This window comes from Hungatella hominis (assembly GCF_014288005.1).
Classification (GTDB): Bacteria; Bacillota; Clostridia; order Lachnospirales; family Lachnospiraceae; genus Hungatella; species Hungatella effluvii.
The window spans coordinates 1-21331 of sequence record NZ_JACOPB010000021.1; the positions used below are offsets into that span (position 1 = coordinate 1).

19 protein-coding genes and 1 tRNA gene are annotated in these 21331 nt (G+C 48.1%); 13 read left to right on the forward strand and 7 right to left on the reverse strand.

Annotated elements, in window-relative coordinates; genetic code table 11:
* Nucleotides 1-134 precede the first annotated feature (134 nt).
* Nucleotides 135-1559, reverse strand: coding sequence for an APC family permease (locus H8S75_RS27570; RefSeq protein ID WP_187024273.1), 1425 nt, complete (start codon nt 1557-1559; stop codon nt 135-137).
* Between the two features lie 179 nt (nt 1560-1738).
* Between H8S75_RS27570 and H8S75_RS27575 the strand changes: the two genes are divergently transcribed.
* Together H8S75_RS27575 and H8S75_RS27580 are read left to right on the forward strand one after the other, a co-directional pair.
* On the forward strand, nt 1739-2452 hold the full coding sequence (locus H8S75_RS27575; protein WP_187024274.1) for a LytR/AlgR family response regulator transcription factor: 714 nt from the start codon (nt 1739-1741) through the stop codon (nt 2450-2452).
* Entirely contained in the window at nt 2449-3759 is a 1311-nt protein-coding gene (locus H8S75_RS27580) for a sensor histidine kinase (RefSeq protein WP_187024275.1), read from the forward strand. The genes H8S75_RS27575 and H8S75_RS27580 overlap by 4 nt, the downstream gene beginning before the upstream one ends.
* Before the next feature lie 102 nt (nt 3760-3861).
* Here the strand turns inward: H8S75_RS27580 and H8S75_RS27585 are convergent, their stop codons facing one another.
* Nucleotides 3862-5109, reverse strand: a complete 1248-nt coding sequence (locus H8S75_RS27585) for an Nramp family divalent metal transporter (RefSeq protein WP_187024276.1) — start codon at nt 5107-5109, stop codon at nt 3862-3864.
* A 101-nt stretch (nt 5110-5210) separates the two neighbouring features.
* Nucleotides 5211-6182, reverse strand: a complete 972-nt coding sequence (locus tag H8S75_RS27590) for a dihydrodipicolinate synthase family protein (RefSeq protein WP_187024277.1) — start codon at nt 6180-6182, stop codon at nt 5211-5213.
* Nucleotides 6183-6683: 501 nt separating this feature from the next.
* Between H8S75_RS27590 and H8S75_RS27595 the strand changes: the two genes are divergently transcribed.
* A complete protein-coding gene (locus H8S75_RS27595; RefSeq protein ID WP_187024278.1) occupies nt 6684-7679 on the forward strand; it encodes a LacI family DNA-binding transcriptional regulator in 996 nt (331 codons plus the stop codon).
* A gap of 17 nt (nt 7680-7696) precedes the next feature.
* Here H8S75_RS27595 and H8S75_RS27600 read toward each other — a convergent pair whose 3' ends face one another.
* The 4 genes from H8S75_RS27600 to trmB form a co-directional block, all read right to left on the reverse strand.
* Nucleotides 7697-9979 carry an nSTAND3 domain-containing NTPase gene (locus H8S75_RS27600; protein ID WP_187024279.1) on the reverse strand — a complete coding sequence of 761 codons (2283 nt, stop codon included), beginning with the start codon at nt 9977-9979 and terminating at the stop codon, nt 7697-7699.
* A gap of 217 nt (nt 9980-10196) precedes the next feature.
* A tRNA-Lys gene (locus H8S75_RS27605) sits at nt 10197-10269 on the reverse strand.
* 107 nt (nt 10270-10376) lie between these two features.
* Complete coding sequence (locus H8S75_RS27610; protein ID WP_002605347.1) at nt 10377-10529, reverse strand: hypothetical protein; 153 nt, start codon at nt 10527-10529, stop codon at nt 10377-10379.
* 76 nt (nt 10530-10605) lie between these two features.
* Nucleotides 10606-11250 carry a tRNA (guanosine(46)-N7)-methyltransferase TrmB gene (gene trmB, locus H8S75_RS27615; protein ID WP_187024280.1) on the reverse strand — a complete coding sequence of 215 codons (645 nt, stop codon included), beginning with the start codon at nt 11248-11250 and terminating at the stop codon, nt 10606-10608.
* 225 nt (nt 11251-11475) lie between these two features.
* Between trmB and H8S75_RS27620 the strand changes: the two genes are divergently transcribed.
* From H8S75_RS27620 to H8S75_RS27665, 10 genes are all read left to right on the forward strand, one after another.
* Nucleotides 11476-12456 (forward strand): SH3 domain-containing protein, encoded by a 981-nt coding sequence (locus H8S75_RS27620; protein ID WP_187024281.1) that lies wholly within the window; start codon nt 11476-11478, stop codon nt 12454-12456.
* A 335-nt stretch (nt 12457-12791) separates the two neighbouring features.
* A complete protein-coding gene (locus H8S75_RS27625; protein ID WP_187024282.1) occupies nt 12792-13103 on the forward strand; it encodes an ATPase in 312 nt (103 codons plus the stop codon).
* Between the two features lie 4 nt (nt 13104-13107).
* Nucleotides 13108-14157 carry a V0D/AC39 family V-type ATPase subunit gene (locus H8S75_RS27630; RefSeq protein WP_187024283.1) on the forward strand — a complete coding sequence of 350 codons (1050 nt, stop codon included), beginning with the start codon at nt 13108-13110 and terminating at the stop codon, nt 14155-14157.
* Between the two features lie 15 nt (nt 14158-14172).
* Entirely contained in the window at nt 14173-16101 is a 1929-nt protein-coding gene (locus H8S75_RS27635; protein WP_187024284.1) for a V-type ATP synthase subunit I, read from the forward strand.
* Nucleotides 16102-16128: 27 nt separating this feature from the next.
* A complete protein-coding gene (locus H8S75_RS27640) occupies nt 16129-16557 on the forward strand; it encodes an ATP synthase subunit C (RefSeq protein WP_002605353.1) in 429 nt (142 codons plus the stop codon).
* Between the two features lie 3 nt (nt 16558-16560).
* Nucleotides 16561-16869 (forward strand): V-type ATP synthase subunit F, encoded by a 309-nt coding sequence (locus H8S75_RS27645; RefSeq protein WP_002605354.1) that lies wholly within the window; start codon nt 16561-16563, stop codon nt 16867-16869.
* 16 nt (nt 16870-16885) lie between these two features.
* Nucleotides 16886-17488 (forward strand): V-type ATP synthase subunit E, encoded by a 603-nt coding sequence (locus H8S75_RS27650; RefSeq protein ID WP_002605355.1) that lies wholly within the window; start codon nt 16886-16888, stop codon nt 17486-17488.
* The gene (locus H8S75_RS27655; RefSeq protein ID WP_029467019.1) at nt 17481-19247 is read left to right on the forward strand and encodes a V-type ATP synthase subunit A; all 1767 of its coding nucleotides are present in this window, start codon (nt 17481-17483) and stop codon (nt 19245-19247) included. Before H8S75_RS27650 ends, H8S75_RS27655 begins: the two co-directional genes overlap by 8 nt.
* A 14-nt stretch (nt 19248-19261) precedes the next feature.
* Nucleotides 19262-20665: a V-type ATP synthase subunit B gene (locus H8S75_RS27660; protein ID WP_187024285.1), complete on the forward strand. Its 1404-nt coding sequence runs from the start codon at nt 19262-19264 to the stop codon at nt 20663-20665.
* 11 nt (nt 20666-20676) lie between these two features.
* Entirely contained in the window at nt 20677-21297 is a 621-nt protein-coding gene (locus tag H8S75_RS27665; protein ID WP_025531253.1) for a V-type ATP synthase subunit D, read from the forward strand.
* The last annotated feature ends 34 nt before the right edge of the window (nt 21298-21331 follow it).

A 21331-nucleotide genomic window follows, 5' to 3' on the forward strand; every position in this document is an offset into this window, starting at 1 on the left:
AATTGGACATCTAATTTTAAAATCTCCATGTAGCTAGGCTTATTTAAGTTACCCTTTTTTAGGATAATAAAAATATCAACTTTTTTCACATCACCTCTTGACATTTCTTAGCTGGACTTTAATTTTTAGATATATTATTTTTTCTGTGAAAACATCTTTAAGATGAGGCCAACTACCAGCCAGCCTGCTACGATCAGCCACTCTACCGGCTTTAAGGCCGCCGGGCTCATCGGGATAACCATTAATGCAATAATGATGGAACCGGCCAGGCAGGCGGCTCCGATTCCCAGCTTGCCGCCGGGTACTTTATACGGTCTTGGAAGATCCGGTTCCGTCGTTCTCATACGCAGACAAGCGAAGCTCACCATGGTGCAGGAGAAAATAAATGCCAGCGCAGATACATTGGTCAGCGGGACCAGCATTTTCTTGCCCAGGAACGGTCCGACTATAGTTAAGCATGCAAGAAGTATGTTGGCCATTTTCGGCGCACCGCTTTTCGGATCAATTTCAGCAAATTTCTCCGGAAGCTGACCCTTTCGTCCCATGGCAAGCATGATTCGGCTGGTGGCGCCATAGAAGGAGTTCATCGGTCCCATCGGCCCCAGGGTTGCGATTACCAGCATAATGACATACAGGAACATGTTGATGTCTCTTAAACAGGCCAGAGCCGGTACGGAGCTCTTTACAAAATCGGACCATGGAATAATGGTTCCGAAGGAATAGATACAGATCATATAGAAGCCGCCGGCAGCCAAAAGCGCCATGCTGATTACCTTGCCGAACTTATTCCAATCGAGGCCTTCCGCCGCCTCCTCCGCCTGCTGCGGAATCGTATCAAATCCCGCATAGAAGAACGGTGTCATGACAAGGACGGATACAATTCCGGCAAACATGTTTGTTGCGCTCGTAGAGGAACCGGCACCATCCACCTGTCCGAAAGCAGGTAAAATATTGTGCGGACCGCCTTTTACAAAAGATATAGCCATAGCCAGAAGCATACCGCCCAGCAGCGCCTTTGTTAAGAACGCCTGCAGCTTGGCGGCGGAACTCGCGCCTTTAAAGTTTAAGAAGATTACGTAGCACGCAAAGCCCAGAGCGATGATTGTCGGGAACAGATACACATCGGCCCCCATAATCGTATAGAGCTTTACGGAGCGAAGAAACGGCAGCATATCGCCGAACATATCAGAAACCAGTGTGGAGATTGCGATTGCCTCCCACGGACATAGGATTCCGTTTCCAAGCGCCAGGAACCAGCCCGTTATGTATGAAACGTTTTTGCCGAAGGTTCTGTCCACGTACTCGACGATACCTCCGGATATCGGTATTGCCGCCGTCAGTTCTCCGAACACCGCGCCAATCGGAAGCAGAAATAACGCACCGATGAAAAATGCAATCATTGCAGCGATGGGACCGCCGCCGATAATCATCCAGTCACCCACCAGGAGCACCCAGCCCGTCCCGATGATCGCGCCGAAACCTATTGTGAAATAGTTCCAGATGGATAGGGTTTTCTGCATACCCGTTCCTTCCGGAGCTGTCTGTTTGGAACCAACCATAGAATTAATTCCCCCTTTTATTTGGTATATGTGTCACTTGACAAATGCCATTTTAACTCTTATGATTTTATAGTCAATTATCTGTGCAGAAAAGACATTTTTCATGTCAGAAACGGCACCTGATTTAGCTATTTTTAATCTGTCCGCACCGGCGGACGGATTCGGAAAGGGGAAGCCATATGTATAAAGTTGCAATATGTGATGACAATCCGGCAGACCTGCAGTTAATAACGGATTATCTGACAGAACCTGAATTTCACTATCCGCTGGAGCTGTCCTCCTTCCACGACGGAGTAGAGCTGGCGCAGGCATATAAAAAGGAAGGACAGTTCGACTTAATTATCCTCGATATGATGATGGACCGGTTAAACGGGATCGAAACTGCCTTGAAGATACGAAAAGTGGATCAGAATGTGGCCATTCTCATCGTGACGGCAACTGTGGAATACGCCATCGAGGGCTATAAGATCAATGCGGCCCGTTACATCGTCAAACCTGTATCAAAGCCGGAATTTCAGAAAATCACAAAGAACATCTTCGCCTCCATCGATAAAAAGAGGGGGGCTTATTACCGTTTTCCCAGCAAGAGCGGGACTACCGTCATATCCATGGAAGATATCTTCTATTTTGAATCGGATATCCGGTCTATCCACATCTCCTCCAGACAGGGCGACTATACCTTTACCGGACGGATCAGCGCCGTTGAGGAGCAGACGGAAGGCCATGGCTTTCTCAGGATTCATAAGAGCTTCATCGTAAACCTGAAGCACGTTCACAACATTTTTAAGGATTCTGTAACACTGGATAACGGAGAAGTGATTCCCTTGAGCCGTCACCGCCACAGGGAAGTAAACCAGAAATTTTTAGATTATATGGAGGAGCAGATCATATGACGGTTTATTACCAGCTGCTTCTGGACACAATTCTGTCATGTGCCGAGACACTGATTCTGTTTCAGATGTACCGTGCCTTCTTAAGGCGTAACTCCCGCCCCAATCAATACTATTACCTGGGGCTTTTTTCGTATTTCGTTTTTCAGCTTGTCACGTATGCCGGCCGCTGGCCGCTGTTTTCCGCGTGGACCTACTATCTTTTGTTTACGCTTCTGCTGGCCTGCCTCTTTTTCGCGGATGCGCTTCAGATTAAGATCCTCGTGACGTACCTCTTTGTCACCCTGCATTACTCCTGCAAGCTGGCCTGTTCCACATTTTTCATGGCGCTAAAGCACGCGGATCTGCCGTCGGTCCCTTCCAATCTGATTCAGAGCCCTCTGTCACAGATTGCGGCCTGCGTCGTCTTTATCCTGTTTACCTGGCTGTTCATCTACTTCCGAAGCATGCGCCGCCACAATAAATACAACCTGTATTCCGCCATCACCTACTTAGCACCGGCCGGAATCCTCTTTATCGTCATACATCAGTTTTATCTGCGGACCATCAACCAGACCGCTCCGTTTTATTTATCGGAATCCGGGATTCTCATGTGTACGTCCTTCGCGCTGTTCTATCTGATCGACAAGACCGAGATGATCGACGAGGCCAGCGAGCGGAGTCTGATGGCGTCCAAGCTTCTGGAACATCAGAAAGATTATTACAAGAGTGTGGAAAAGTCCCAGCACGAGGTCGCGGCCATGCGCCACGATCTGAAAAACCATCTGCACTGCATCGCATCCTTCATCGAACTGGAGCAGTATCAGGATGCGCTTCATTACATCGACGAGATTTACACCGATTCCAGACACCTGTCTTCCACGGTCAACATTGGGAACAATTTGATCAGCATCCTGCTGAACGATGCCAAAGAACGAGCCTGCCTGAACAGCATCCGCATGACAGTAAATGTCATGGTTCCGCCGGACTTACCGATCGACAACGTGGACTTATGCATTATTCTGGGAAACTTACTGGACAACGCCCAGGAAGCCTGCTGCCGCATGGAGGGAGACACGGAGGACCGTTTTATTGACGTGGAAATTCTGTTTAAGAAGTCCTTTCTTATTATCAAGGTCACAAACTCTTATAACGGCCAGTACATCCTGAAGGAAAACCAGTATGAAAGTGTAAAAAAAGGCCAGCATTTCTGCGGAATCGGACTCTCCAACGTTCGCACGACGGTGGAAAAGTACGACGGAGAGATGAAGGTCACACCGAACGAAAAGGAGTTTGTCGTTACGGTGATGTTAATGCTGCTGGGTAACTGAAAAACCAGGGCAGAGAAAACAATTTTCCTGAAACAAGAATTGTTTTCTCTGCCCTGGTTTTCTATTATAGATTCCCGTCATCCCACAGGCTGCCTCTCACAATTACAAAAAGAACATCTTCCAGAGAGCGGAGCCTGTCATGATCAGGGCGAAGGCGTAACTGATCACCATACAGATCTGAAGTACCCTCGGAGTCTTTAATCCGGCATTAACGTCTTTGCGGAAAATCAGCCGGCAGACGAAGAATCCGCCAAACGGCGTAGCGATCGCAGTTGCAATATTGGCAATGAAGATCAGCTGAGTGGGGGAACCGCCGTAGCTGTAACAGATGACTGCCGCAAAAGCGATGCAAAGAAGGCAGCCCCAGCGGATAAACTTCGTCTCCAGCCCCACCGGCTTATCGATTCCGGCGGCAAGCAGCACCATACCGCGCTGTGTATTTCCAAGCAGTGAGGAAAACCCTGCTGCAAGCAGCGCAATGCCCATGACGACCGGCGCGGCTTTGCCTAAAAATGGAATCAGCAGATCGCCCAGCTGGGCCGGAGCCTTGATTGCCGTTCCTGTCGGATGCAGTACTATCGCACCGACTAAAACTATCGCCCCTGATATCAGGATGACAGCGGCCACATGGGCGATGGCGTCAGCAAGCATGATTCCGTTGAACAAATCTTCTTTTTTCCACTTCTTTTCAACGCCCAGATACGTTCCGTAAATGCCCGCTGTGATGGCCGCATTGGTGCTTATGTAGGCCAGCGCCGTAGTGAGGCTGCCATCCGCGACCTTCCAGTGGGTAAGCCCCCTGCCAAGCTCTCCCCATGCCGGTCCGCCCGTGGCAGCCAGCGTGGCATAAAAGCAGATAATCATTCCCAGAATACACAGCGTGATCAGTTTTTCCACTTTGGAATAAACCCCTTTGGTAAAATAACACACCAGAATAACAGCTATCATAATAAGAGAGCCCAACTTCCAGTTCATTCCAAAGATGAGGTTCATACCGGCTCCCGATCCTGTGATATTACCCATGGTAAAGAACAGGCACGAGAAAAATGTGGCCATGCCAACAATCACTGCCGCCCCTTTTCCATAGTAATGCCGTATTGCATGGATTACCGGCATTCCCGTAAGCATAGAGAGCCGATATGTCGTAAGCATAAATGTGATTCCCATAAATGCGATGGGAATCACCAGCCATATCATGGAATACCCATAGTTGGAGCCCAGCATTGCAGATGTCGTTATGTTTCCGGGTCCGATTACGACCCCCGCCAGAATAATACCCGGACCAATACGTTTTAACAGTTCCAGAATTGATGCTTTTTTGACTTTTGTCTGGTCAAATTCTTCCCCCATATTTTCACCTCTCCTGTAAAGAGGCGGTGTCGGCTGCCTCCGGCACCGCCTCTTTATAATCCTTTCGATTCTCTGATTTTACAACTGGATTTCATTACTGATTACTGAAACTGGCTCATGTCCACTTTTTCCATGCCGCTGTTCTTAAGTCCCAGCGCGATCCAGTCCTTCTCTTCCTGGTTCAGGGGAAGCACAGGCTTACGCATTAAACCGCTGGAGAATATGCCGCGCTGTACGAGTGCCTCTTTCAGCCGTGCATGGGCCTCGCCGGATGGCTGGCCGCCGCCGTAAATAGCCTGTGAAATGTGATAGATCCGGTCTGACCAGTCCTGGGCCTCTTTTAATGTGTGATTTTCCGGATTGGCGAATACCTCGCGGGCCGGGCAGATGATCTCCGGTACACAGCCTGCAAAGCCGATTAAGGCGCCGTCCATTCCCGGGAACCAGCTGACACAGAGTGTCTCATCATGGCATGTAATCAGAGAGATATCCGGGCATTCCTGACGAAGGAGGCGAACGTCGTGCTCATAGATGGAGGTAACACGGGTTCCCATCTTGATACATTTTACGTGGTCGATTTCTTTACACATCTTAATCAGTGTCTCGACCGGATAAAACGCCTTGCTGGTGGCCGGATAAAGGTGAATGATGATATCAATATCCGCGCCCTCTGCCACGTCCTTCACATACTCAAACGGCGCGTCCGCATGCATGCCAAAGCGCAGCCACATGTGAGGAGGCATCAGCAGGATTCCGTCCGCTCCGGCTTCCTTTGCTTCCTTTGCCATCTCAATGGATTCTATGGTGTTCTCGCAGTTGATTCCGGAAATGATCGTCATAATATCGCCGCATTCCTCGCTGCAGATTTCAACCACACGCTTCCGCTCCGCACGGGAAAGGCCTGTGATCTCACCTGTATGGCCGTTGCACACCAGTCCCTGGATTCCCTTATTATAGAAAGTCTTCATCCAACGAAGGTAAGCACGGAACTCCGGTTCATTGATTGTATAGTCATCATTTAAAGGTACGGATACTGCCGGGAAAATTGTTTTAAAATTTTTTACTTTTGCCATAATTCTAATCTCCTTCTCATTTTATAAGCCTGATCTGTTTTATTCAATCTGCCTTATTTAATCTGTTTTTCCAATCTGTTTATTCAATTTGAATGTCATCTGACACAGCGGTCTGCCCCGAAATCTACTTCACCATCGCGCGCTGGTGTTTCAGCTTCGTTTATGCAATCGTTTGTATGTCTGTAGCTCCTTTATACCATACCGCAATGCGGTGGTCAATAGATATGGCCCGACCTGCAATTTATTGCATACAGCCTACAAATATTTGTATAAAGTATAGTATATTTTGTTTATACCTATAGTTTTTGTGCAAATTCACCGTCTTTTGTATAAATCGGACCGTGTTACGCTTAAGAAAAGAAGGTTTTAATCTTCCCCGTAATTCTTTCGTATTTCTCCCGCATTTTGCTTGTAATCCGCTTTAAACTGTACTATATTGTTATTATAGGCAAACGATTGTATATAATGTTCTGCAAAAATAAATGGAAAAGGATTGATCTTATGGCTACTTTAAAAGATGTTGCAAGACTGGCATGTGTCGATGTAAGCACGGTTTCCCGGGCGCTGAACAATACTTCCTATGTCCATCCAGATACAAAGGCCCGAATTTTCGCAGCCGTGAAGGAATTAAGCTATCAGCCCAACGTTCTTGCCCAGGGACTGCGTCAGGGAAAACGCCATACCATCGGCGTCGTCGTTCCCCGCCTTCATTTGACGCTGTTCGCCGATATTACTCAGAGTATCGAATCGGAATCCCGAAAGCTGGGGTATGCGACGCTCATCTGTCACACGGAGGATGACCCGGTCATCGAGAAAGAGTGTTTAAACCGCCTGCGCAATGGTTTCGTGGATGGCATTATCATAGCCGGTACAGGGCGTAATGGCCACCTCCTGCGGGATATCCACGCCGGAGGCATTGCGGTGACCCAAATCGTCCGGAAGCAGGAAGGAAGCATCAGCAGCGTCATTGCCGATTACGACGCCTGCGGCTACGACACCGTCAGATATCTCTATTCCAGGGGCTGCCGGGAAATCGGCCTGATTAACGGCACCACAAGCCTTGCGCCCTACCGGGAACGCTATAACGGCTATCACCGGGCCATGGAAGAGCTGGGGCTGACAGAAACCTGCGCCACCTCTCCGATGCCGGGCAACAATTTTGAATACGGGTATCAGTGTACAGAAGATCTTCTGAATCAGAATCCGGAACTGGACGCCATCATGGCGGCCGTGGATATTCAGGGGATGGCGGCGATCCGCGCCTTAAAAGACAGAAATATCCGCGTTCCGGAGCAGATCCGGCTGGTAAGCCTAACCGGTCACTCCATTGGCGGACTCTTAGAGACGACCATGACATCGCTGGAGATTCCCGCCCACGAGATGGGCGAAAAAGCGACACATATGGTCATCGATGAAATTGAAGCGCCTTCCGATAATAAACCGAGCGTGCAGCATCTGGTATTCTCTGCATCGCTGGTGGAGAGGGAAAGCAGTTAAACCGGCTCAGGTTTAACTTATACGAAGCTTTCTCCTCTCTCCAGAAGGCTTTGAAACATATCTAAAATAACTCCATCATTAAACAGCTGGTTATTTTTCTCCTCCCTAAACTCATAATCATCTTCTTCGTCTTCAAAATCATGGAGCTCAAAAAAACGTTCCTCGGCTGCCATCCTTGCTCCCGAAAGGTCTATCTTAAATAAACTCTGTAATGCTTCTATACTTTCCAGGTATTCATCACAGTCACTTTCATAATCAATATTCTGTATATGTTCTTCTGCAATATTGTCTCTGAAATCCTCCAAAGCCAGATAAACATCAGGAAAATTTAACGCGTCAATTTCGAGAGGGCATTCAGACAATAAGTCACGAAACAACATAAAATCCTCTATAGAATAAATGATAGACCAGAAAAACCATGCCTGTAAATATTCAAACACTTTATCATACTTCATTCGTACCAGACTCTCTCCGTAACCGGCAGCTTTTAATCCTTCCAGTATCTCCCGTAATTCATGTGGCGCTACTTTCAAGCAGCAGTTTTCGTTTGTCATATTTTTTTGCTCTTCTTCTAACAGGTCTGGTATCTTATCAATGAATTCTTTTACCATCTTATGAAATTCCGGAAACTTGAGATTTTTATTAATACGTGCTAATTTAACTGCCCTGTTTCCCATCACTTGAAATCCGCCGCACTCATACTGGACTCCACTGTTATATGTCCTTTTAACTGCATCAATCAGAGAATTCCGTTGAGCTATACATAAATCTTCATTAAATCCGGCTAGCTGAATGCTTAAATCAAAATCTTGCGCCCCCTCGCAAAGCATCCGATACTCCACATCATTTTCCAGTAAATACCCCTGAATAAAGTCGCGTACGGAAGGATTATGATAGGAAATATGCGACCTGTCGATTATAATAAAAGTTCCTTCTGTCTCCCTCAAGGCATCCTTAAAGTCGATACTTGACAAAGATCGGTTTTCCAAAATAGTCTTATGACGATGGTAAGGTTCATAACACTCTTTTAGCCTGGCAACAGAGACCGGACTACTGAATGAACACACCAGAAGCAATAAGTCTCTTGCGGCGGGACTGATCTGACGGCAGAACGACTTTTCCCACAGCTTATCCGGATGAGATAAAGTATTCATAAAGAACTCGTAAAATTTACCACCGCCACCACTATGGTAAAGATTCATAACACTTTCAATCAACCGCGGACTATAATTGGGATGATTAATAATATTCATAATCCGTTTGTTTACTAACAGATCCTCAATACATGCGTTAGAAATGTTATAAAAACATAGATGATTATACAAAATCCGGGCCCGGTCAGCTTTCGTATAATCCTCCAAAGAAATCACACATTTATCATACTTAAAGTCCTGCCTTGCAAGCTCTTCATCACTTTGGCATGCCTGATTAAGAATATACTCTCTGGTAGTCAGGATAAACTTTTTTCCCTTCTGCCTGGAAATATGTTTCATAAAAGAGATCAGTTCTTTCCCTTCATTTTTATTAGCCTTTATCTCCAAAGCCGTATCTCCCAAAAAATCGTCATATAAAAAAACCTGTTTGACACCGGGAGTATACGCCTTAAGCGCCTCCTTTATATCCGATTGAATTTTAACAATTTGATAATCCTGATCAAGATAGTATATCAACAGTATCTCAGCAAGCGTGGTTTTTCCAATTCCTGGAATTCCCGATATAATACAGCAATTATAATTATCAAGTACTTTTCTAGCCTTTCCATATGCAGTCTGGCTTTGAACATACAATTTAAGTTTATCTTTAATTTCTTCCTGAAGAATCTCGCTCTGCTGATAAACCTCACTATGAAGAATTTTCTCTAAAACTGCAGTACTGGTAAGCCATAATTTATAATGAACACGCTCTACTTCAGGATGCTCACGAAGAAGAGAATTCACTTCATTTCCACCCAATATATCATCGATTGACTTACAGTATGGTTTTAAGACATCAAATAGTCTTTCTTTTTCTCCAGGTGTTAAAGGATAGGATGTTATTAGCAGATAGCGCTCAGGATTAAGCTTCTTAATTTTGGAATATTCTTTAACCACAGCGCGATAAAGACCAGAAAAAGGCGTATTAGCAAAATGCTTACACTGAACAACAATTCGCCCTTGAGACGTTCCGGCATACCGCAGATCGATACCTAAGTCCTTTCCTCTGCGAAAGTTTTCTATCCTCTTTTTTAATAACGCACTTAACAAATCACAGCACAACAACTCAAAATCATAGTCAAACAACGATTTAAAATCATACTCCATAACTTGTCCTCACTCTGTTATTACACTTTCCCTCCGCTTTTATTTTATTAAAAACAGAGTTTCCTTAGTTAAATTGTAACATATTTTGGGGGAAATATTTATGAATGGGAATCTTTCATCAGCTTAAATCACTCTTTCGAGAACAAACAGATTGTGACAATACGAAATAAAAGCCCCAACCCCGCAACTCTCAGTCTGCAAAATCGGAACTTTTTCGTGCGCCTTCAGGGACTCGAACCCTGGACAAATAGATTAAGAGTCTACTGCTCTACCAACTGAGCTAAAGGCGCTTCTCTTCAGTTTTGTGTGCCTGTCTCGGTGACACGTGTGTTATTATATAACTGCGTTTGACAAAAGTCAACCCCTTTTTTACAAAATATTTACAACTCTTTCATAATTATTTATTTTTCTTCTTTTTAGGGGAGGAAGTACCGAGAGTTTTGTTCACTTCCACGAAGGATTTCTTCCATTGCAGTGCCTTCTTGTTGAGCTCCGTCTTATCGCTTGTCGCCTGGAGAAGTTTTACGGTTACCTTGTCTTTCATTCCCATATGGACCGCTCCTGTCATATCCTGTTAACTCCATTATATGACAGGCGGTCTCCGGCGTGCCAGTCCCTTTTCCCGGTTACTTCCTTTTCCGTTCCGCAACCAGCTTAAATATGGCGTTACCCATAGAAGAAAACTTTTCCTCATATTCCGTCATGATATTTCCCTCTGCCATGTCGGAATGGTGTAAGTCGTACGTATACTCTCTGATCTCCCATCCGGCCGCAGGCACGGATTCCAGGGAATAGTCAAACAGTCCGCGGTTGTCCGTCTTAAACTCCACGACACCATCCGGGGCCAGAATCTTATTATACACTTCCATAAACGGTTCCGATGTCAGACGCCTCTTCGCGTGGCGGTCCTTGGGCCATGGATCGGAAAAATTAAGATAAATCTTCTTTACCTCGCCCGGAGCGAAAATATCAGAAAGCTCTCTCGCATCCACACACATAAAGTAGATATTGGAAAGCTCCATCTCCTGGCGTTTCTGAATTCCTCTCAGCAGGACGCTGCAGTACCGCTCAATACCCACATAATTGATCCCGGGGTTTTTGGACGCCAGTTCCATGATAAACCGTCCCTTTCCCATGCCTACTTCTATTTCAATTGGATTATCATTACCAAAGAACTCGCTCCAGCGCCCCTTCTTCTCTTCCGGGTTTGAAACCACGTAAGGGCTGTTTGCGATCTCTTCCTCCGAGCCTGGAATATGGCGTAATCTCATATTCATATCCTCCAGTACCTGTATAATTTTTTCGTTCTGATTGTACCATAGAATACGATTCGAACGCAAGTGCGGGCTTTTTGAAGGGGATTTATTATGGTTTTGCTATTTTTTACTTTTCTCTTACAAATAAAAAACTTCAAAATAATAGGTGCACAATTACAGATAATCTAGTATAATATCTGTATATTGGTATACGATCGTTTTTTGCAAAGGAGGAAGCATATGGGAACTACAGACAACAACAACTGGACAAAGGTCCAGCAAAGTGTCCGGGAGGCAGAACGTCTCATCGGCCAGAAGCAGTATAATCTGGCCATGATCAAATCCCGCCAGGCACTGGAATTTATGGTAAACTGCCTTGGAGAGAAGGCTTTGATTGTAGATGGGGATCTGGCGGACAGCATCGATCAGTTGTTTGAAGGCCACTGGATATCCCAGGCCACAAAAGACCACTATCACAGAATTCGGGTACTTGGCAACAAAGCTGTTCATGATGGTAATGACAGCCCTTATGATGCGAATGAAGCGTATCAGCTTCTTTCCCAGGAAGCTGCTGCCTTTGCAAATATCTATAGCGGCAGACGCCGCAGTACCACCCCCGCCAAGCCACAGCAGCGGCCTGCGGCAAGATCCGCACAGTCGGCTCAGAGAAGCACCGGCCAGAGGAGTTCGTCTCCCCAGAGAAGCGGTCAGCGAAGCAGCCAGAGACCGTCTTCGGCAAACCGGAGCAGGCGGCGCTCAAAGAAAAAAGGATTTGATCCCTACGACCTGTTAAGACCGGCAGTAATCTTCCTGATTATTCTCGTTATCGTTCTGGCGGCCATGGGCCTCTTCAAGCTTTTCGGCGGCAAGGATGATAAGAAGGAGACAAGCGCTCCGTCCAGTTCTCCGGAAGTTACCACCGAAGCGACTGTAGCGCCGGAACCGGCGACAGAACCGGAGCCATCGACGGAAGCCCCGAAGATTTATAAGACCACAGCCAGCCCCAGACTGAACGTCAGAGCAGAACCTTCACAGACCGGCGCAGTATTGGGAACACTGGTTCCCGGAACAGTGGTCGAATACGTCCAGGCCCATGATCAGGATTGGGCGGTCATTATGTTTGAGGGCAGGCAGGCCTATGTATCCAGTAAGTATCTGGCCGCAGAAGAAGCGCCTCAGCAGTCGGATTCCGAGACAGAAGCGACAACTGCAGCCCAGTAATATTCCAATCACAGATTCACGGTACGATCAATCACTCCGCGAAAAACGAATGTTTAGAACCGCGATGCGGACAGACGTCATATGACGGCACTGTCCGCACCGCGGTCTTTTATATTTTAAGAAAGTACTTTCGCCGCCGTTTTTGTGCACCATTTTTTTCCTTAAAAGCAAGAAATTGATAATTTTTAATCAAAAAAGTTAAAAAATATTGAATTTCCATAATTTTTAATATCCTATTTCTAAAATTACTATGGAAAATTTTTAAATTTGTAGTATGATTATAAGTTGAAACTTGTGCGTGTACGAGTTTTATTATAATTAGAGGAGGGCAATATATGGATACTGTTATTGAAAAGATATCCGAGATCGAATCTGCTGCTACCGCCATCATGGAGGATGCCAATGAACGCAAGAAAGCATTTGCCAAAGAGATGAAAGAGCGGACTGCAGCTTTTGACGCTCAGCTGGAAGCCGAGACGAATAAACGGATTGAAGAACTACGGGCCAGAATGGAGATCGAGATGAACGAACGTCTCGAAAAACAGCGGAACGATTCCCAGAACGTCCTTCACGCAATGGAACAACGTTATCAGGAACATCACACAGAATATGTGGAGGATCTATTTAAAAAAATGACAAAGGAGTGATCATATGGGAGGCCTGCTATCCTACAGCGGCATCACTACCAAGGTCCGGGCCATGGAGAGCCATCTGATCACCGACCGCCAGTTCGGCGAGATGTCCACGCTTGAATCAGTATCCGACGCAGTGGAATATTTACGGCGGCTGCCCGCTTACGGCATGATTTTTTCCAATCTGGAGGGAGTCGAGCTGCACCGGGGCGCCATCGAACAGCGTCTGATTCTGTCTCAATACCAGGATTTTGCAAAGCTCTATCGTTTCGCAAACCTTTCGCAGCGCAAATTCCTGGATTTATATTTCATGCACTATGAGATCGATATCCTGAAGAAATGCTTCCGCAACGCGCTGGGCCACCAGAAGCCTGAAATAGACTTATCGGTGTTCCAGGACTTTTTCGAGAAGCATTCAAAGCTTGATTTAATAAGGCTTTCCTCGTCGGGAAGCGTACAGGAATTTATCTCTAATTTAGACGGGTCGATCTATTACGATTTGCTGACCCATTTGGATGACGTGGAACATCCTTCCCTGTTTGATTACGAGATCCATCTGGATCTTTTGTATTTCAAAACCATCTGGAAGGTCAAGGGAAAGTATCTTTCCCGAAAAGAACAGAAGCTCCTCACCGACTGCTTCGGCAGCAAGCTGGACCTTTTAAATATTCAGTGGATATACCGTTCAAAAAAATATTATAACCTGCAGCCGGCAGACATTTACGCACTGCTCATTCCCATCGAATTCCATTTAAAGAAGGAGCAGATCACAAAGCTTGTGGAAGCCGGAACGCTGGATGAATTTTTCCATGCATTGCAGACGACGTACTATGGCAGACTGGAAGACATGGACTACTCGGATAATACCGAGCTGGAGATGCTGGCCGAGGAAGTTCTGGGCAGGATCTACAGTGCCACCAGCCGCAAGAATCCATATTCCATCGCCACATTGAATTCATACCTCTATTTCAAGGAGGAGGAGATTCAGAAGATTATTACCGTCATAGAGAGCATCCGTTACGGCGTCAGCCCGGATGAAATTCTCTCCTATGTGGTAAAGAACCAGTAAAGGGGGTTATTATCCGTGATAGAAAAGATGAAGTTCTTAAGTATCACCGGGCCCAAAGAAGACATCGACCGGGTCATTGACACGTATTTGTCCAAATACGAGATTCATTTGGAAAATGCGCTGTCAGAATTAAAGACGGTAAAAGACTTAAGACCATATATTGAGATTAACCCGTACAGGGACACATACCAGCGTGCCGCCGAGTTGGTGGAACTGCTTCCGGCCACAGCGCCGAAGACCACAGCCGCCGTAGTTTCCATTGAAGAGGCCATCGACACCATTAAAAAACTGGACACGACGATGACAGAGCTTACGGAAAAGGAGACCATGCTCACCGGTGAACGCGATTCCTTCCAGGAATCCTTAGACAAGGTAGTTCCCTTTACGGGGCTTAACTATGATTTGAGTTCTATCCTGCATTTCAAATACATTAAATTCAGGTTCGGACGCATTTCTCATGAGTATTATAAGAAATTTGAAAGCTACGTTTACGACTCCATCGACACCGTGCTCTATAAGTGCCGTGAGGACGAGGAATACGTCTGGGTCGTTTATTTCGTGCCTGAGACCATTTCCAATCAGATCGATGCAATCTACTCGTCCATGCATTTCGAGCGGTTCTTCCTTCCGGATGAGTATGAAGGCACGCCGTTAGACGCCATTCACACCCTGGAGGACAAGATCTCCGCGCTTCAGGCGGACATCGACGCGGTACACAGTCAGATGGCCGAGGTGCTGGGCAGCCAGCGCGATAAACTTCTGGCCTCCTACGAGAAGCTTTCCACCTTCTCCACAAACTTTAATGTCAGGAAGCTGGCGGCCTGCACGAAGCAGAACATCAATACCTTCTATATTCTGTGCGGCTGGATGAGTGAAAAGGACGCCAAGGCGTTCCAGAAGGAGATATCGAACGACGAAAAGACCTTCTGCATCGTGGAGGATGACCACAACAACATTATAAGCAGACCACCGACAAAGCTTCATAACCCGAAGCTGTTTAAGCCGTTTGAAATGTTTATCCAGATGTACGGCCTTCCGGCCTATAATGAGATCGATCCGACCATGCTGATCGGCATCACCTACTCCTTCCTCTTCGGCTTCATGTTTGGAGACGTGGGACAGGGACTCTGCCTCCTGCTCGGCGGCTTTTTGCTTTACCGGTTCAAGAAGGCGAATCTGGCGGCCATCATCTCCTGCTGCGGATTCTTCTCCACCATCTTCGGTTTTATGTTCGGAAGCGTATTCGGCTTCGAAACGATAATCGACGCCGTATGGCTGCGCCCCATGGAACACATGACAAATCTGCCGTTTATCGGCAAGCTGAACACGGTATTTATCGTGGCTGTCTCCATCGGCATGGGTATCATCCTGCTGACTATGGTGCTTAACATCATCAACAGCCTCCGTGACCACGATCCGGAAAAAACATGGTTTGACACCAACGGTGTGGCCGGCCTCGTCTTCTATGCGAGCCTGGTCCTTACAATCGTTTTATATATGACGGGCAATCCGGTACCGGCGACCGTTCTGTTAGTCATTATGTTCGGAATTCCGCTCCTCGTCATGTTCTTCAAGGAACCGCTTACACATGTGCTGGAAAAGAAGGCGCAGATCATGCCGGCCGGCAAGGGCATGTTTGTGGTTCAGGGATTTTTTGAACTGTTTGAAGTACTGCTCAGCTACTTCTCCAACACGCTTTCCTTCGTCCGAGTGGGCGCTTTCGCCGTGAGCCATGCGGCCATGATGGAGGTTGTTCTCATGCTGTCCGGCGCAGAAGCCGGTAATCCCAACTGGGCAATTGTCGTTCTCGGCAATTTATTCGTGTGCGGCATGGAGGGCTTAATCGTGGGCATTCAGGTGCTCCGTCTTGAATATTACGAGCTGTTCAGCCGTTTCTACCGCGGAACAGGCCGTGCATTTAAACCATACGGAAAGACAAATTAAATTAAACCGATCAGGAGGTATCTTATTATGTCAACTTTAGTAAAAATAACCTTAGCAGCAGCTTTAATCTTAAGCATCGCAGTTCCTTTCGGCGCATTTGCCATGGGTGAAAAGTCCAAAGGCCGTTACAAAAAGGCACTGGGCGTTAATGCGTTCTTATTCTTCGGCACCCTGATGGTATCCGCAGTCTTCATGTTCTCCGGCAGTGCAGCAGCCGCGGAACCGGCTGCTGCAGCTTCCGGCGTGGCAGGCATGGGATATTTAGCTGCCGCACTTTCCACAGGTCTGGCCTGCATCGGCGGTGGTATCGCCGTATCCGCAGCTGCTTCCGCAGCTCTTGGCGCCATCAGCGAAGATGGTTCCATCCTTGGTAAATCACTGATCTTCGTAGGTCTTGCCGAAGGTGTTTGTCTGTATGGTCTGATCATTTCTTTCATGATCTTAGGTAAGTTATAATCTATGAAAATGTATTTAATCAGCGACAACATCGATACCTGGACCGGCATGAGGCTGGCCGGGGTGGAAGGCGCTGTCGTCCATGAAAAGGCTGAGTTAAAACAGGAGCTGGATAAGGTCCTGGCCGACAAGGAGATCGGAATTGTTCTACTGACAGAAAAATTCGGACGGGAATTTCCGGACATCATCGACGATGTAAAGCTGAACCGGAAACTGCCGCTCATCATAGAAATCCCCGACCGCCATGGTACCGGCCGCAAGCCGAACTTTATCACGGATTATGTAAACGAAGCCATCGGATTAAAACTATAGGAAAGAGGTGGTCATCTTGACAACTGAGGAAAAATTACAGCATTTCCTGGATTTCTGCATGGAAGATGCGAGAAGCCGCAGTGCAAAGATGCTCGATGAATATACCGCCGCCCTGGAACAGACCTTTGCGGAGCATCAGGCAGATGCGAGGCGGAGAGCCGAACAGCAGGTGGAACTGGAAAGCGAACGGATCGAACACGAGACGAACAAGAAGCTTTCCCTGGAGCAGATTGGCATCAAACGGGAGCTCGGACATAAACAGGAAGAACTGAAAGACAAGATTTTTGTGGAGCTTAAAGATGTGCTGGAACAGTACATGGAAACTCCCGAATATACACAGCTTTTGGAGAAGCAGATCCGCCACGCCAGAGAATTCGCCGGAAATGAATTCTTTACCATTTACATCGATCCGGCAGACGAGACCAGGCTTAACCGGCTGGCGCTCCACAACAGCGCCGACATCCGCGTGAGCGAATACTCCTTCGGAGGCGGCACAAGGGCCGTCATCCCATCCCGGCATATCCTGATTGACGACTCCTTCCAGACAAAACTGGAGGAGGCAAAACGGGACTTCCGTTTTAACTTAAAGGATCTGGAGGGAGGTATCACCAATGATTAATACTGGCACTATTTCCGGTATCAACGGCCCTGTCATCTATTTGAAGGGCGACCCCGGATTCAAAATGAATGAAATGGTTTACGTCGGCAAGGACAACTTAGTCGGCGAGGTCATCGGCCTCACCTCCGGACGCACCATCGTCCAGGTATACGAGGAAACCAGCGGATTAAAGCCGGGCGAGACTGTTACCTCCTCCGGATCACCGGTTTCCGTAACGCTGGCGCCCGGTATTCTGAACAATATTTTCGACGGTATCGAGCGTCCCTTAACCGAGATCGCCAAGACCGGCGGCGCCTATATCGACCGCGGCGTCCATGTGGATTCCCTGGATGGCGGTAAGAAGTGGGAAACCCATATCACCGTAAAGAAGGGCGACCGTCTATTCCCGGGTTCCATCATCGCGGAGGTTCCAGAGACCCCGGCCATCGTGCACAAGGTCATGATTCCGCCGGACATGGAGGGCTACGTCCTCGATGTGGTATCAGATGGTTCCTACACGATTCACGATGAAATTCTAACGCTTCAGCTCCCGGATGGATCCGAGAAGAAGCTTACCATGACTCAGAAATGGCCGATCCGTGTTCCGAGGCCTACGTTAAAGAGATATCCGGCCTCCCGGCCGCTGATCACCGGCCAGCGTATCATCGATACCTTATTCCCGCTGGCAAAGGGCGGCACCGCCTGTATCCCCGGCGGCTTCGGTACCGGAAAGACCATGACCCAGCATCAGATCGCCAAGTGGTCCGACGCAGATATCATCATCTACATCGGATGCGGCGAGCGGGGCAACGAGATGACCCAGGTTCTGGAGGAGTTCTCCGAACTGATCGACCCGCGTTCCGGCAATCCGTTAATGGACCGTACCACGCTGATCGCCAACACCTCCAACATGCCGGTTGCCGCCCGTGAGGCCAGCCTTTACTCCGGCTTAACGCTGGCGGAGTACTACCGCGATATGGGTTATAACGTCGCCATCATGGCCGACTCCACATCGAGATGGGCGGAGGCCTTAAGAGAGCTCTCCGGACGTCTGGAGGAAATGCCCGCCGAGGAAGGTTTCCCGGCTTACCTTGCATCCCGCTTATCCGCATTCTACGAGCGCGCCGGCATGATGCAGAACATGAATGGAACGGAAGGCTCCGTCACCATCATCGGCGCCGTATCCCCGCAGGGCGGCGATTTCTCCGAGCCGGTTACCCAGAACACCAAGCGTTTTGTCCGCTGCTTCTGGGGTCTGGACAGGAACCTGGCAAATGAGCGCCATTTCCCGGCAATCCACTGGCTGAGCAGCTACTCCGAGTATTTAACCGACTTAGCCCCATGGTACGTGGAAAATGTTGACAAGAAATTTGTGGACTACAGAAACCGCATCGTCTTTTTACTGACACAGGAAAGCAGCCTGATGGAGATCGTCAAGCTGATCGGCGGAGACATGCTTCCCGACGATCAGAAGCTGATTCTGGAGATCTCAAAGGTCATCCGAATCGGATTCCTTCAGCAGAATGCGTTCCACAAGGACGATACGTGCGTTCCAATGGAAAAGCAGTTTAAAATGATGGATTTAATCCTCTATCTCTATAAGAAATCCCGTTCCCTCGTCTCCATGGGCATGCCGATGTCCGTGCTCAAGGAAGACCCGATTTTCGATAAGATCATCTCCATCAAATACGATGTACCTAACGACAGACTCGACATGTTTGATGACTACAGGAAGCAGATTGATGCCTTCTATGAATCCGTCATCGAACGCAACGCATAAGGAGGCGGCATAAGATGGCAATTGAATATTTAGGCTTAAGTGCTATTAACGGCCCCATGGTCGTTTTAGAGGGCGTCCAGGATGCGGCTTTCGATGAGATTGTGGAAATGACAGTAGAGGGACGCGATAAAAAGATCGGCCGTATCATCGAGGTCTACGAAGACAAAGCAATCATCCAGGTCTTCGAGGGAACGGAAGGACTGGCCTTAAGAAACGTTCATACCAGGCTGACCGGCCGTCCCATGGAGCTGGCTGTGTCCGAGGATATGCTGGGACGTACCTTCAACGGTGTCGGAGACCCCATCGACGGACTCGGCGACATCAGCTCCGATATCCGCCTGGATGTCAACGGCAAACCATTAAACCCGGTTACGAGAGAATATCCCCGTGACTATATCCGTACCGGTATCTCGGCCATCGACGGCCTTATGACACTGATCCGCGGCCAGAAGCTGCCGATCTTCTCCGGCAACGGACTTCCCCATGACGACCTGGCGGCTCAGATCGTAAAACAGGCATCCTTAGGGGACGACGCGCAGTCCAGCGAGAAGTTCGCAGTCGTATTCGCCGCCATGGGTGTAAAGTACGATGTGGCAGACTTCTTCCGCCGTACCTTCGAGGAAAGCGGTGTTTCCGACCACGTCGCCATGTTTATCAATCTGGCCAACGATCCGGTCGTTGAGCGTCTGATCACCCCGAAGGTGGCGCTGACGCTGGCTGAGTATCTGGCCTTTGAAAAGGGCATGCATATCCTTGTTATCCTGACGGATATGACGGCCTACGCGGAGGCGCTTCGTGAGGTATCCTCGTCCAAAGGCGAGATTCCCTCCCGAAAAGGCTATCCAGGCTACCTTTACAGTGAGCTGGCCGCCATCTATGAGCGCGCGGGCATCGTAAAGGGACGCCACGGCTCCGTGACCCAGATACCGATTCTCACCATGCCAAATGACGATATCACCCACCCGATCCCTGACCTTACGGGATATATCACAGAAGGGCAGATCGTTCTGGACCGCAGCTTATACGGCCAGTCCATCTATCCGCCGATCAACGTACTGCCATCCCTGAGCCGTCTGATGAAGGATGGCATCGGCGAAGGCTTTACGAGAGCGGACCATCAGGGTGTGGCAAACCAGCTGTTCTCCTGTTACGCCAAGGTAGGCGATGCAAGAGCGCTGGCATCCGTTATCGGTGAAGATGAGTTATCTCCGATCGATAAGAAATATCTGGTATTCGGCAAGGAATTCGAACGCCGCTTCGTCGGCCAGGGAAACCATGCCAATCGTAATATCATAGAGACACTGACCATCGGCTGGGAGCTCTTAGGACTTCTCCCGAGAGCAGAACTCGACCGTATCGACACCAAGGTTCTGGATCAGTACTATAAGCCGACAACCGCAGAAGCTTCCGAAGAATAGGAGGGACGCGTATGGACCCGAATACATTTCCCACAAAGGGTAATTTAATTCTCGCCAAGAGTTCCCTCACGCTGGCCCGTCAGGGATATGAGCTGATGGATAAAAAGCGGAATATCTTAATCAAGGAACTAATGGGTCTGATCGAGGAAGCCAAGGGAATCCAGTCTGAGATCGACACCACCTTCACAGCGGCCTACAGGGCCCTTCAGAAGGCCAATATCGAGCTGGGTATCAATTATGTGCAGGACATCGCCGCGGCCGTCCCTGTGGACGATACGGTGCGTATCAAGACCCGCAGCATCATGGGTACGGAGATTCCGCTCGTCCAGCACGAGGAAAAGCCGTTAAATCTGACGTATGCCTACTACAGCACAAAGGAATCCTTAGATGAGGCCAGATACCACTTTGAAAAGGTGAAGGAGCTTACGGTAAAGCTGTCCATGGTGGAAAACTCCGCATACCGCCTGGCAAACAGCATCAAGCGTACACAGAAGCGTGCCAATGCGCTTAAGAACATCACGATCCCACGTTACGAGGCGCTCACCAGAAACATTACAAACGCGCTGGAAGAAAAGGACCGCGAGGAGTTTACAAGGCTGAAGGTTATTAAGAGAAATAAGACCAGCGCCTGATTCAGCGGACAAAATATTCGTATAAATAAAAAAC

Coding starts and splice junctions, on each gene's coding strand:
- H8S75_RS27620 (WP_187024281.1), top strand. CDS start 11,476: ATGGGAACTACAGACAACAACAACTGGACAAAGGTCCAGCAAAGTGTC.
- H8S75_RS27580 (WP_187024275.1), top strand. CDS start 2,449: ATGACGGTTTATTACCAGCTGCTTCTGGACACAATTCTGTCATGTGCC.
- H8S75_RS27575 (WP_187024274.1), top strand. CDS start 1,739: ATGTATAAAGTTGCAATATGTGATGACAATCCGGCAGACCTGCAGTTA.
- H8S75_RS27595 (WP_187024278.1), top strand. CDS start 6,684: ATGGCTACTTTAAAAGATGTTGCAAGACTGGCATGTGTCGATGTAAGC.
- H8S75_RS27640 (WP_002605353.1), top strand. CDS start 16,129: ATGTCAACTTTAGTAAAAATAACCTTAGCAGCAGCTTTAATCTTAAGC.
- H8S75_RS27625 (WP_187024282.1), top strand. CDS start 12,792: ATGGATACTGTTATTGAAAAGATATCCGAGATCGAATCTGCTGCTACC.
- H8S75_RS27600 (WP_187024279.1), bottom strand. CDS start 9,979: ATGGAGTATGATTTTAAATCGTTGTTTGACTATGATTTTGAGTTGTTG.
- H8S75_RS27570 (WP_187024273.1), bottom strand. CDS start 1,559: ATGGTTGGTTCCAAACAGACAGCTCCGGAAGGAACGGGTATGCAGAAA.
- H8S75_RS27645 (WP_002605354.1), top strand. CDS start 16,561: ATGAAAATGTATTTAATCAGCGACAACATCGATACCTGGACCGGCATG.
- H8S75_RS27630 (WP_187024283.1), top strand. CDS start 13,108: ATGGGAGGCCTGCTATCCTACAGCGGCATCACTACCAAGGTCCGGGCC.
- H8S75_RS27585 (WP_187024276.1), bottom strand. CDS start 5,109: ATGGGGGAAGAATTTGACCAGACAAAAGTCAAAAAAGCATCAATTCTG.
- H8S75_RS27660 (WP_187024285.1), top strand. CDS start 19,262: ATGGCAATTGAATATTTAGGCTTAAGTGCTATTAACGGCCCCATGGTC.
- H8S75_RS27590 (WP_187024277.1), bottom strand. CDS start 6,182: ATGGCAAAAGTAAAAAATTTTAAAACAATTTTCCCGGCAGTATCCGTA.
- H8S75_RS27655 (WP_029467019.1), top strand. CDS start 17,481: ATGATTAATACTGGCACTATTTCCGGTATCAACGGCCCTGTCATCTAT.
- trmB (WP_187024280.1), bottom strand. CDS start 11,250: ATGAGATTACGCCATATTCCAGGCTCGGAGGAAGAGATCGCAAACAGC.
- H8S75_RS27665 (WP_025531253.1), top strand. CDS start 20,677: ATGGACCCGAATACATTTCCCACAAAGGGTAATTTAATTCTCGCCAAG.
- H8S75_RS27610 (WP_002605347.1), bottom strand. CDS start 10,529: ATGGGAATGAAAGACAAGGTAACCGTAAAACTTCTCCAGGCGACAAGC.